This is a genomic window from Chitinophaga filiformis, from assembly GCF_023100805.1.
GTDB lineage: Bacteria > Bacteroidota > Bacteroidia > Chitinophagales > Chitinophagaceae > Chitinophaga > Chitinophaga filiformis_B.
This window is the reverse complement of record NZ_CP095855.1, coordinates 1,597,045-1,609,475: the sequence shown is the minus strand read 5'-3', so window position 1 is coordinate 1,609,475 and position 12,431 is coordinate 1,597,045. Positions and strand designations below refer to the sequence as shown.

13 protein-coding genes and 1 pseudogene are annotated in these 12,431 nt (G+C 44.9%); 2 read left to right on the top strand and 12 right to left on the bottom strand.

Annotated features, from left to right (window positions below; genetic code table 11):
• Nucleotides 1-12: 12 nt before the first annotated feature.
• The 11 genes and pseudogenes from MYF79_RS06725 to MYF79_RS06675 form a co-directional block, all read right to left on the bottom strand.
• Entirely contained in the window at nucleotides 13-885 is an 873-nt protein-coding gene (locus tag MYF79_RS06725) for an SdpI family protein (RefSeq protein ID WP_247813137.1), read from the bottom strand.
• Nucleotides 872-1,174 (bottom strand): autorepressor SdpR family transcription factor, encoded by a 303-nt coding sequence (locus MYF79_RS06720; RefSeq protein WP_247813136.1) that lies wholly within the window; start codon nucleotides 1,172-1,174, stop codon nucleotides 872-874. The genes MYF79_RS06725 and MYF79_RS06720 overlap by 14 nt, the downstream gene beginning before the upstream one ends.
• A 94-nt stretch (nucleotides 1,175-1,268) precedes the next feature.
• Entirely contained in the window at nucleotides 1,269-2,603 is a 1,335-nt protein-coding gene (locus MYF79_RS06715; RefSeq protein ID WP_247813135.1) for a lytic transglycosylase domain-containing protein, read from the bottom strand.
• Nucleotides 2,604-2,616: 13 nt separating this feature from the next.
• The gene (gatA, locus tag MYF79_RS06710) at nucleotides 2,617-3,987 is read right to left on the bottom strand and encodes an Asp-tRNA(Asn)/Glu-tRNA(Gln) amidotransferase subunit GatA (protein ID WP_247813134.1); all 1,371 of its coding nucleotides are present in this window, start codon (nucleotides 3,985-3,987) and stop codon (nucleotides 2,617-2,619) included.
• Nucleotides 3,988-4,258: 271 nt separating this feature from the next.
• Nucleotides 4,259-4,495 (bottom strand): twin-arginine translocase TatA/TatE family subunit, encoded by a 237-nt coding sequence (locus tag MYF79_RS06705; RefSeq protein ID WP_089834277.1) that lies wholly within the window; start codon nucleotides 4,493-4,495, stop codon nucleotides 4,259-4,261.
• 190 nt (nucleotides 4,496-4,685) lie between these two features.
• Entirely contained in the window at nucleotides 4,686-5,033 is a 348-nt protein-coding gene (gene rplS, locus MYF79_RS06700) for a 50S ribosomal protein L19 (RefSeq protein ID WP_089834278.1), read from the bottom strand.
• A gap of 110 nt (nucleotides 5,034-5,143) precedes the next feature.
• A complete protein-coding gene (gene trmD / locus MYF79_RS06695; protein WP_247813133.1) occupies nucleotides 5,144-5,815 on the bottom strand; it encodes a tRNA (guanosine(37)-N1)-methyltransferase TrmD in 672 nt (223 codons plus the stop codon).
• 55 nt (nucleotides 5,816-5,870) lie between these two features.
• Nucleotides 5,871-6,392, bottom strand: a complete 522-nt coding sequence (rimM, locus tag MYF79_RS06690) for a ribosome maturation factor RimM (RefSeq protein WP_247813132.1) — start codon at nucleotides 6,390-6,392, stop codon at nucleotides 5,871-5,873.
• Nucleotides 6,393-6,665: 273 nt separating this feature from the next.
• A pseudogene (gene rpsP / locus MYF79_RS06685) lies at nucleotides 6,666-6,917 on the bottom strand (30S ribosomal protein S16); the annotation flags it as partial.
• A gap of 131 nt (nucleotides 6,918-7,048) precedes the next feature.
• Complete coding sequence (ffh, locus tag MYF79_RS06680) at nucleotides 7,049-8,374, bottom strand: signal recognition particle protein (RefSeq protein WP_199654915.1); 1,326 nt, start codon at nucleotides 8,372-8,374, stop codon at nucleotides 7,049-7,051.
• 205 nt (nucleotides 8,375-8,579) lie between these two features.
• Nucleotides 8,580-9,449: an RNA polymerase sigma factor RpoD/SigA gene (locus MYF79_RS06675; RefSeq protein ID WP_044218015.1), complete on the bottom strand. Its 870-nt coding sequence runs from the start codon at nucleotides 9,447-9,449 to the stop codon at nucleotides 8,580-8,582.
• 369 nt (nucleotides 9,450-9,818) lie between these two features.
• Between MYF79_RS06675 and MYF79_RS06670 the strand changes: the two genes are divergently transcribed.
• Nucleotides 9,819-10,199: an START-like domain-containing protein gene (locus MYF79_RS06670; protein WP_089834283.1), complete on the top strand. Its 381-nt coding sequence runs from the start codon at nucleotides 9,819-9,821 to the stop codon at nucleotides 10,197-10,199.
• 4 nt (nucleotides 10,200-10,203) lie between these two features.
• Here MYF79_RS06670 and MYF79_RS06665 read toward each other — a convergent pair whose 3' ends face one another.
• Nucleotides 10,204-10,815, bottom strand: a complete 612-nt coding sequence (locus MYF79_RS06665; RefSeq protein WP_247813131.1) for a hypothetical protein — start codon at nucleotides 10,813-10,815, stop codon at nucleotides 10,204-10,206.
• Between the two features lie 153 nt (nucleotides 10,816-10,968).
• Here MYF79_RS06665 and MYF79_RS06660 point away from each other — a divergent pair, with 153 nt between their 5' ends.
• The gene (locus MYF79_RS06660; RefSeq protein WP_247813130.1) at nucleotides 10,969-12,411 is read left to right on the top strand and encodes an LptF/LptG family permease; all 1,443 of its coding nucleotides are present in this window, start codon (nucleotides 10,969-10,971) and stop codon (nucleotides 12,409-12,411) included.
• Nucleotides 12,412-12,431 lie beyond the last annotated feature (20 nt).

Genomic DNA, 12,431 nt, shown 5'->3' with positions numbered 1-12,431 from the left:
TTCTTATTTACATCAATGTGTAACGATCTTACGATATTGCCAATAGGAATAACCAATGCAGAAAACGCCGATCGAAATTGCTATGGCCGGTGTTATCACAGAAAGCATTCTCTCGGGGGCAAAAATGCAGACGATAAAGCCAGCGATGCCGGCAACAAAGCTCCATATCCCACCTACATGATGGGTTCTTCTCCATACTTCTTCATTACGCAGTGTCCAGGGAGTTCTGATGCCCATATACCGGTTCGGACGGGCATTGTAAAGCAGATTTCCGCAGATGGCAATAAAGAGCATGGTCAGTTCGGGTATAAGTCTTTGCGCTTGAATGCCCTGGGAGGAGAGAATTACCATTAGTGGCCCTGCGCTGGTCACGATATGTGTACCTGCCCAGATGATCTTATAGTATTTTTCAGAAACAGGTTTGGGCATGTCCCTGTTTGCGCGTGAAAAGAGTAAAAACAGAAATACATTGAGAATGATCACCAGCAGGATCATAGACGCATTGGCGATATTGGCGTCGGAAAGGTCTGGTAACTGATGGCTGGCAGCAAGTAAAGAATATGCTGGCAGCAAAAGCATGAAGGCGACTATTACCAACTTGAAATAATACAGCCATTGTTTCATACCCGCGCTCATTTCCGGACGGGCGCCCTTCAGAACCGCCGGCAGGGACATAGAAAGATATACTACAATGGCACCCACAGATAATCCCGTCAGTAATCCCAAAGGTGAAGAATATCTATCCGCCACCCACTTCCCGTTTACCACGGTATAATGTGAGGCTACCAGCCCGGGCAATTGCTCCCGGAATAACAGATATACCGTCCAGGGCATTAAAAACAACAAAATAAAAGGAAGTTCCTTCCCGATGTTATTGACCTTCATAACCAAGGTTTTTATTTTCAGTGCTTTTATTGGCATTTGAAGAAAATTGCAAAACCCATTTCAGCAACTCGTCCACTACGGTAGTGTTCAGAGAATAGGAGATAAACTGCCCTTTTTTTTCGCTCAGGATCAGCTCCGCCTGTCTCAGCAGGTCCAGATGATGTGAAATAGTAGGCTTGGAAAAATTGAAGTGATCGGCAATCTCGCCAGCGGTCTTGTCCCCTTCTTTCAAAAGTTCCAGTATATCCCGCCTGGTTTTATCGTTTAGGGCTTTAAATACAGTATTCATGATTATATATTTAGACAATCATCTAAATACAAAAGTAATAAAAAAAGAAAAAGCCTGATCAAATGATCAGGCTTTTCTTTTTTACGAATTATGTTTAACGAAGTGTTGTCTTTTTCAAAGTCGTTTTTTTAGTTACCGGCTTTTTAGCAGTTGTTTTCTTCGCCACTGTTTTCTTTTTAGCGGTAGCTGCTTTACTTGTTTTACCTTTTGCGGTTGTTTTCGCAGATCTGGTAGCTTTAGTTTTGGAAGCAGTTACTGTCTTTCTGGCCTTAGCTTCAGCTGGAGCAGCTATTTTAGCTGGCGCCGGGAAGCGGGACTTGTCTAAAGTGGTAGCCCTATCGTCCAGCATCATCTGCAGGGACTCTTTCAGGATCTCCTCTTTTTCGGTCTGGAATTCCTTCATTTTGTCTTTAGGAATTCTCAGATCATAGCTGTTTTCCGGGCTTGCCATCATTCTGGCAAAATCGGGGTTCAGGTGTTCCAGTTCTGTCAGTTCCATGTTCAGCTTCTTTGCAATAGCATCCAGGCGGTATTTGCCGGAAATATTGAATTCAACTGTGTTGAACATTTCTTCTTCTGTCAGTTCAGTAGAAGCGGAAGCGGTACCCGGAACTGCAGCACTGTTGACTACTGTGCTGGTCATATCGTCGCCCACACCGAAGAAGTTATTGAACCTATCGAGGATATACCCTGTAGCAATGAATTTGTAAACATGATTACGGGACTCTGCGGGCAGGAAGTATTGCATACCCCAGAAATCGGTGCGTCCGCTGGCGTTCATAGCACGCTGTACGCCGCCGGGTCCGCAGTTGTAAGCAGCTACTACCAGTAACCAATCGCCGAACTGGTTGTACAGTTCATTCAGGAACTTGGCAGCTGCCACAGTAGACTTATAGAAGTCTTTTCTTTCGTCCACTTTTTTACCCACACTGAGGCCGAAGATGCGCGCGGTACCGGACATAAACTGCCAGGCTCCTACGGCTCCTACACGGGAACGTGCATTAGTATTAAAGCTGGATTCAATTACGGCGAGATATTTCATCTCTTCGGGAATACCATGTTCCCTGAAGATCTTCTCCACCATTACAAAGTAAGGCTGGCCTTTGGATACCATTACCTGCAGATGCTGACTGTATCTGCTGGCAAAGTTATTGATGTATCCAGCTACAATGTTGTTGTTGATCTGTTCATAAACCTTGGGGCTGCTGATGCTGGACGGGAGACTCTGAGCATTCTTGCGCACAGTCTGTGACGTTTCCGAAGGCACAATAGCTGTGTCTTTAGGTAAACGTATTTTGTGGTTCAGTACCGTAGTATCCGGTCCTCCATAGGGAGTAACCATCTCTTTAGGTACACCATTGCCACCAATCGCCTCAAAAGTCCCTGCACCCAAAGTTGGCAACAGCAGTAGTAAAAAGATTTTCCTCATACACATATTTATTTTAAACAGGAGTAACCCTCCGTATTTGCATTACGTGTTCCGCAATGCTCAACAGGTTTGCTTCGCTAAATTGCTTTGTGATGATCTGTACACCATATGGCATTCCGTTTGAATGCCGCTGCAAAGGTACGGAAATTGCCGGTACCCCAGCCAGATTTGCCAGTACCGTGTAAATATCTGCCAGGTACATGGCTATTGGATCGTCCGCTTTTTCACCTATTTTAAATGCCGTAGAAGGCACTGTTGGCATAATAATGGCATCATACTGAGATAGTATTTCTGACAATTTATCTACCACCAGTCTTCTAACCTGTTGTGCCTTAGTGAAGTATGCATCGTAATACCCTGCACTAAGTACAAAAGTCCCCAGTAATATACGTCGTTTTACTTCTTTTCCAAAACCTTCAGACCTGCTTTTCTTATAAAAGTCGGCCAGTTCCAGGTTTTTAAGAGATGTTCTGTGTCCGTATTTTACTCCATCGAACCGTGACAGGTTGGACGAAGCTTCTGCGGTAGTAAGCACATAATATGCTGGCACTACATAATCGAGATAAGCGAAATCGGCTGCTGTAACTGTATCCCCAGCAGCTTTAAGTTCTTCAAAAAAGCTGGTATATCCTTCCTTCATCTCCTCATCGAGGCCGGGGTGGAACAACGCGTCTTTTAAATACGCGATTTTCCAGGATTTATTGTGCACGATCTGATAATCAGGTACTTCTTCTTTCGAAGCGGTACTATCATATCCATCCGGTCCTGCAGTTACCTGTAGGACCCTCGCCACATCTGCAATATTCCTGCCAAAAATGCCTATCTGATCAAAGGATGAGGCATAAGCGATCAGTCCGTAGCGGGATATACGTCCATAAGTTGGCTTTAATCCCACGATACCACAGAAATCAGCCGGTTGCCTTACAGATCCTCCTGTATCACTCCCCAGGCTTACCATACAAAGATCCGCCTGTACTGCCACCGCCGAACCGCCGGATGACCCACCCGGTACACGGGTATTGTCCAACGCGTTCAACACCGGGCCATATGCCGAATTCTCATTAGTAGATCCCATTGCGAATTCATCACAGTTGAGATTGCCAATGATTATAGCATCTTCTGCCAGCAGCCTTTCCACAGCTGTAGCAGAATACAGGGAAGTAAATCCCTCCAGTATGCGAGAAGCAGCGCTTACTTTATGTCCTTTATAACAGATAACATCCTTAATGCCTATCACAACGCCAGCAAGCGCTCCCACAGGCTCCCCGTTTTTAATCCGGATATCCAGTGCATGCGCTTTCGCCAGGGCTTCCTCCTCAAAAACTTCCAGAAAAGCATTCAGGTGTTTTGTCTGTTCAATCCGGTACAGGTAATACCGTACCATCTCCGTACAGGTTGTTCTGCCGGCGTATAATGCTTCTTGAAAAGCCGATATACTGCTGAATTCAGACAAAGCCAAACCAGTTAATTTCTTATAAAATAATTGCTCAGGTCAAACTTGAAAGCCGAAACCGAATGACGGTTCAGTTGGCATACTGGTATATAGCAGCTAATACAGTGATTGATGCAATCTCCTTCACAGGCACACTATTCCACTATTCACGTTTGAATCAAAGAAACGAGAAATTCCAATTTTCCTGCAAGCAGGATATTAATTAGGCATTCTTGTGGTCAGTCGTAGCTGGCTGATCTTTCATACCATCTTCGATCTCTTTGCGCACATTGTTCTTCGCGTCGTTGAACTCACGGATACCTTTACCAAGGCCACGCATCAGTTCTGGAATTTTCTTACCACCAAACAACAGCAATACAACCAAAGCGATTAAAAGTAATTCTGTCATACCTAATTCCTGGAATAATAAAAGTGGTGATTTAACTATAACGGCAGTCATTTTCTCAGTTTTAAACGTTAAGCAAACAAAGATAGGTAAATATATTCGGGATTTAGGCATACCTGGAATGACCTGCAAAGTTTTAATTCTATTTTAAGAGTTCCCCTCTACGTGGCATCCGGTTTTCATAGAAATGAAAAAAACGGGAACCGGAACGGTCCCCGTTATCACTAATTTCCCTGTATTTATACTAAACCCTTTTCTCTTTGATACGGGCAGCTTTACCAGCACGTTCGCGCAGGTAGAACAGCTTAGCCCTTCTTACTTTACCAACCTTGTTCAGGATGATCCCGTCAATGTGAGGAGAGAACAGCGGGAATACCCTTTCTACACCTACACCATCAGAGATTTTCCTTACTGTAAAGGATACGGTTGCACCAGTACCCTGTACTTTCAAAACATCACCTTTGAAGGACTGGATTCTTTCCTTGTTACCTTCAACAATTTTATAGTTAACAGTGACGTTGTCACCGGCCTTAAACTTCGGGTAGGATTTCTTACCTGTCAGTTGCTCGTGAACAAAAGAAATAGCGTTCATCTTTCAAATATTTATCGGAGTGCAAAGGTAACTGAGAAATACACAACTTCCAAATAACAACTCCTTTTATTAAAGAATATTTTTTCAAACGGTTGACAATCAACCAAATTTTATAACAGATCCGGACGACGTTCCTTTGTGCGCTCCAGCGCCTGGTCGTGCCGCCAGTTATCAATTTTCTTGTGATCGCCGCTTAACAGCACGTCGGGCACCCGCCAGCCCCTGAATTCTTCCGGACGGGTATATACAGGCGGCGCCAGCAGATTGTCCTGGAATGAATCCAGCAAAGCGGAGGTCTCATCATTCAGCACGCCGGGTATCAGCCTGCCAATGGCATCCACCAGCACAGCTGCTGCAAGCTCCCCGCCAGACAATACATAATCGCCGATAGAGATCTCTTTTGTCACAAAGTGAATGCGGATACGCTCGTCAATCCCTTTATAGTGCCCGCACAACAGCAGCAGGTTCCCTTTCAGGGACAACTGGTTGGCGATCCGCTGGTTCAGGGTTTCCCCGTCTGGCGTCAGATAGATCACCTCATCATACTTCACCTTCGCCTGCAGGCTCTCAATGGCGTTTACCACCGGCTCCAGCATCATTACCATGCCCGCTCCCCCGCCAAACTGGTAGTCATCTACCTGCTGATGCTTAAGAGTGGAATAATCCCGCAGATTATGTGTATGTATCTCCAGGAGCCCTTTTGTCTGTGCCCGCTTCAATATTGAATGGGAAAATGGACTTTCCAGCAACCCCGGTTGTACAGTAATGATATCAATTCTCATATTTAATGGCTCAACCAGCCGTTTTAAGGCCATAGTGAACAATAAATGCGCGCTTCTATTCCAGATAGATATCCAGCAAGCCTTCCGGAAGATCTACATGGACGATCTGGTGCTTTTTATCCACTTTTACAAGCGACTGCTCATTGAGGGGTAAAAGCATCTCCTTTTCCCGGAAAATGACCTTTACCAACACCTGCATCGGCATTTCTATTACTTCTTCGATCACACCCAGCTCTCCCTGCTGTTTATCATGCACCGCATACCCAAGCATCGACAAAGGAGCGGAAGAGGCTGCCTGCTTTTTGAAATCCTCTTCACCCAGATAAACAGGCACCTGTACCAGCCTCCGGGCTGCCTCCTTAGTGTCTATCCCTTCCAGCTTTACAAACACATGCTCGTGATCCTTCACACTGGTCTTCTGAACAAAGTATGGAATAAAGCTGTTCTTGCGCTCTTCCAGGAATAATGCTTCCACTCCGGGCAGAGACGTTTTTTTCCCAAGACTGTGCTTCAGGATCAGTTCTCCCTGTAGTCCAAATACCGATACCAGTTTCCCTATGCTGAAGTAATTATTCATATACGATACATGTCCTTCCGGCTATGAAAAAGGGAAATATTTGCGTACAAATATTTCCCTTTCAATATGATTTAAAAGCTTTGATTATGCTTCGCCACCTTCAGGCTGAGCAGGACTATCTTCTACTCTTCTTACGATTGGAGTTGCAACTCTGGCTTTTTTGTGACTGTCACGACGGGCAGCAACTTTCTGCTCGTGTTCAGCCTGCCATTGTTCGAATTTCTGGAAAGCAGTAGGCTCATCGAACAGACCCAGTTTCACACCTCTCAACAGGTGTTTCAGGTAGAGAACACCTTTAAATGAAAGGATTCTTCTTACGGTGTCTGTAGGCTGTGCACCTTTCTGCAACCAACGCAGTGCCTTTTCTGTATCAATGTTGATAGAGGCAGGAACAGTCAGCGGATTGTAAGTACCGATCTTCTGGATGAATTTACCATCTCTTGGCGCGCGAGCATCGGCAACTACGATAAAATAAAAAGGTCTCTTCTTAGCGCCATGACGTTGTAGTCTGATTTTTACTGGCATAAATAATTCGAGTTATTTTTTTGCGAGTTATGAAAAAATATTTAATTGGGGCAGCAAAGGTAATTTTTAAACCCGACAGTTCAAAATATTTTCTGTTAAAAGTCTACAAATTGTAGAATTTCTCCTGAATCTTATCTGCCGAAAGCTCTCAGTCCTTTACCACCAGCTCCAAACTTGTTCATCATCTTCATCATCTGGCGCATCTGGTCAAACTGCTTCATGAACTGGTTCACATCCTGGATATTTTTCCCGGCGCCCTTCGCTATACGCTTGCGGCGGCTGCCATCAATAATATCAGGATTGCTCCGTTCGTACGGCGTCATGGAACCGATCATGGCTTCAATGCCCTTAAATGCATCATCACTGATGTCGATGTCTTTTATAGCCTTTCCAACCCCCGGGATCATTCCCATCAGGTCTTTCAAGTTACCCATTTTTTTGATCTGCTGCAGCTGTTCGCGGAAATCTTCAAAGTCGAACTGGTTCTGACGGATCTTCTTCTCCAGTTTCTTTGCCTGTTCTTCGTTGAACTGCTCCTGGGCACGTTCTACCAGGGTGGTGATATCACCCATCCCCAGGATACGCTGCGCCATACGTTCAGGATAGAATACATCCAGCGTATCCAGCTTTTCGCCCATGCTCACAAACTTGATGGGCTTCTCTACCGTATACTTGATAGTCAGGGCCGCACCACCACGGGTATCGCCGTCCAGTTTGGTAAGCACCACGCCGCTGAAATCCAGGCGCTCATTGAACGCTTTGGCTGTATTCACGGCATCCTGACCGGTCATGGAGTCTACCACAAACAGGATCTCATTGGGTTTTACAGCAGCCTTTACGTTAGCTACCTCGGTCATCATCACTTCATCTACAGCCAGACGGCCGGCAGTATCGATAATGATGATGTTGTTACCCTGCTGTTTGGCATGCTGGATCGCATTCTGTGCTATCTTTACCGCATCCTTGTTTTCAGGTTCATTATATACCTCCACTCCTATCTGCTCACCCAGCACTTTCAGCTGATCGATCGCCGCCGGACGGTATATATCTGCCGCTACCAATAGCGGTTTCTTTCCCTTCTTTGTCTTCAGGAAATTAGCCAGCTTACCGGAAAAGGTTGTTTTACCGGAACCCTGCAAACCAGCGATCAATATTACAGTTGGATTTGCCTTTATGTCCAGTTCGGACTCCGTGCCGCCCATCAGTTCAGCCAGTTCGTCCTTCACGATCTTCACCATCAGCTGTCCGGGAGAAATAGCGGTAATTACCTTTTCACCCAGGGCCTTTTCCCTTACACGGTCTGTAAAATCCTTTGCAATTTTATAGTTAACATCAGCATCTACCAGCGCCCGGCGTATTTCTTTCACTGTAGAAGCTACATTGATCTCACTGATGCGGCCTTCGCCTTTCAGTTGTTTAAACGCTGAGTCGAGCCGCTCTGATAATGATTCAAACATTTTTTTCTTGTTTAATTTTTTGCCATTCTGCATCCGTCCTGTCGGGACTGATAGCTTCAGGGGTTGCAAAAATAATATAAAGTAAATTGTAAACCACCAGAAGGCCGCAAATAACGAAAAAAGGTGAATATCTACCCGATATTCACCTTTTTCTTATATAAAGTAAGTTACTTTTTTCTAAAACATCACTCCGCTGAACCCGTAATCAACTTCCCAGGTAATTTCTCAGCAGTTTGCTGCGGGAAGTAGTACGCAATTTTGTGATCGCTTTGTCTTTGATCTGACGTACCCTTTCGCGTGTCAGGCCAAATTTCTCGCCTATATCTTCCAGTGACATAGGATGCTCAACCGCTATGCCGAAGTAAAGGATGATCACATCTTTCTGCCTGTCTGTCAGCGTGGACAAAGAACGTTCTATTTCGCGACGCAGTGAATCGTGGTGATCCAGTTCTTCATCTGCATTTACCGCATTCGGATTAGCGAGTACATCCAGCAGCGAGTTGTCTTCACCATCGATGAACGGTGCATCCATGGATACGTGACGGGCAGCAACGCCTAAAGTGGCTTCTACTTCTTCCGTATTGATCTCGAGGATGGTTGCCAGTTCGTCAGGAGACGGCTCTCTTTCAAATTCCTGTTCCAGTTGAGAATATGCCTTGCTGATCTTATTGCTCAAACCCACTTTGTTGAGTGGCAAACGTACGATACGGCTCTGCTCTGCCAATGCCTGCAGAATAGATTGACGGATCCACCATACAGCATAGGAAATGAACTTAAACCCGCGGGTCTCGTCAAAACGCTGTGCTGCTTTGATCAGGCCCAGATTTCCCTCGTTGATCAGGTCACTGAGAGATAAGCCCTGGTTCTGATACTGCTTTGCAACAGACACAACAAAACGGAGGTTAGCTTTGGTAAGCTTTTCCAGCGCTCTCTGATCCCCCTGCTTAATGCGGATAGCCAGGTTCACTTCTTCCTCCGGAGTAATTAAATCCACCTTCCCAATTTCCTGCAAATATTTTTCCAGGGACTGGGATTCCCTATTCGTGATGGATTTCGTGATTTTGAGTTGGCGCATTGACATAAAGAATCGGAACAGTTACAGGTTAATAAAATGTTACCCTATTTGATGAATGCCAGACAAAAATAAGTTTTTTTAGATAGCTCCCAAAAAAAATAATTGGTTATTAAACCATTTTCAAGCAAAAACGTTTCATCATTCACAACTTAATATTAGGACCATCAAATTAGGATTTTCCCACAAAAAGCCGTGAAAACAAACGGTGCAGATTGCTAATGTATTTATAATTTTCCTAATAGAATTGTTATTTATAAAGTGTACAAGATTTTCGTCAATTATTAAAAAAAATTGCAAAATAATTTTGACAGAATAAATAATTTTCTATAATTGCAGCCAGATGCTATTGATTTACTAATTACTTGAGCGATGTCAAAGAAAGTGCAATATGAGTTGGAATATCCGGTACGGTGCTCACCAAGTATCTTATACGAATTCCTTTCCACCCCCGCAGGTCTTCAGGAGTGGTTCGCAGATAAAGTAGACTACAGGGACAGCGTCTTCTCCTTTTCATGGAACGGCTCCACCGAAGAGGCTGAAGTGCTGGAACAGGAAGAAGATGAATTTATCCGTCTGCATTGGAAACATGCGCCCAAGGAAGAATTCTTTGAATTTCGCATACAGATCTCCGAAGTGACCAATGAAACAATCCTGATCGTTAAAGATTTTGCAGAAAAGAAAGAGATAGCCGACCAGAGCCAATTATGGGACTATCAGGTGAAAGACCTCTTCCACAGGATAGGGAACTAAGCGGTCAGTCAGTACGGACCAGTACCTGTAGCAGAAGAGCATAATCTCTTACTACCTCCGGAACTATCTTTCCCCATTCTTCAAAACTATAAGGTTTAGCAAGTTTAATAAAAGAACGCCGGGCGATCAGCTGCTTGAATTCCAGTACCGGTATGGCTGATATTAATTTGTAGTTCCCATTTTCTAAATCGTGATGCCAGGGGTCTTCCTGAAGATAGACCTGAAACTGATGCGCTGACAACTGATGCCAGGCTGAAGCGATCGCGTCACTATACTTTTCCTTCTCCTCCCCTGCCAGGTGCAGGGTAGCAATGAAGTAATGTCCCCACCAGAACATGGTGCGGAATGCGAAAATATTGTCCCTGCTGAAAAAACGGGGATAATCCAGTATGATATAAGGTAATTCCCTGTACCGCTCTCCCCGGGATATTTTCCCTCCCGCCTGCAGCGTGTGGCCGGGAAAAGGAAATGTCTTTGTGCCCGGATGTGCTTCCAACACCTGTTGCAACTGCCCCATCAATGTCATTACTTTCTGTAAGACATTGTTTTTCAGATACAACCAATCTGCGTTAACAACCAACGCCTGTTCTTCCGCTGTCAGTGAGATTATTTCCATCCCATAAATTTACGCCAGCGCTTACCATTCAGGGGAATTTTAACGCTAATTTTAATCCATACTTGACATCACTTTCATAAATGATGTTAAATTTGTGCGCTTCATGTACGAATTAACGTCCATACGGCACCGAACTAACATTATACGCAGGAAGTGAAAAAACTGGATAAGCTCATCATTAAAACATTCATGGGGCCTTTTGTGGCAACCTTCTTTGTTACACTGTTTGTACTGGTGATGCAATTCCTGTGGAAGTATATCGATGACCTGGTAGGTAAAGGGCTCGATACTCCCGTGATCATAGAGCTGATTACCTACACGAGCGCCAACCTGGTATCGCTGGCCCTTCCGCTGGCCGTACTGCTCTCATCCATCATGACCTTCGGTAACCTGGGAGAAAGCTTCGAACTGGTGGCACTGAAATCATCAGGCATCTCTCTCACCCGCTTCATGCGCCCACTCCTGCTCGTTTGTACCTCGATCGCCGTCCTGGCTTTTCTTTTTAACAACTATGCCATGCCGGTGGCCAACCTTCGGGCTAAGTCACTGCTGTACGATATTACCAACTCAAAACCCGCCTTCAATATCAAGGCCGGCGTGTTTTATACAGACATTCCCGACTATACCATCAAAGTAGCACAGAAAGAGAGCGATAATAAGACCATTCACCAGGTAATGATCATCGACCATACTCCCGGAGGAGGCGATAAGGTTATACTGGCTGAAAAAGGTACAATGCTGCTTTCTACCGACAAACGTTTCCTGTACTTCGTACTGGAAAAAGGATGGCGCTATGAGGAACGCAACAATCGCAGTTCCAGTACCCCGGGAGAACTGATCCGTCTCGGCTTCAGGGAGTACAAAAAAGCATTTGACCTGAGCTCCTTCGCCTTCAGCAGGCTGGACATGGGCCTTTTTGCCTCCAACCAGCAAATGCTGAATGTGAGACAACTGGATAAGGCCATAGATTCCCTGTACAAGGAAGAAAAACTGTTCTCCCGCACCGTCAATGCCTATATCACCACCCGCTATCCTTTCTATAAGTGGGAAGATACAGGCTGGCTGGCCAAAGCGCCTCCTTTGGCTGCCAATATCACATCATTTAAGGATGTCATTCCGGAAAAATCACTTCGTTATGTCATGGAGAGGACCGAACAGAACATACGTGACGGACAGAATAACCTGGAAGGGCCTGCCAGGGAGTTTGGCGATAAACACAGCACCCTCCTGCTTCATAAAGTAGAGTGGCAGCGCAAATTTACACTGGCGTTTTCCTGTATTGTGATGTTCCTGATAGGCGCCCCGCTGGGTTCTATCATCAGAAAAGGCGGTTTGGGCACACCTTTGATATTTGCTGTTGTGTTTTTTGTGATTTTTAACATATTTTTCATGGTCGGAGAGAAGATGGCCAGAAAAGACGTGATGACCACCTGGAGTGGTATGTGGCTCTCCAATATAGTCCTTATGCCTATTGCTATGTTCCTGATATACAAAGCATTGAATGATTCCCAGTTATTCAATAAAGAGTTCTATTTCAGGATATTCAGTAATATAAAAAAGCTCTTTAAAAAATTAAACACAAAGCCTACAACTTGACAGCCATAAGCCAGTAGCTA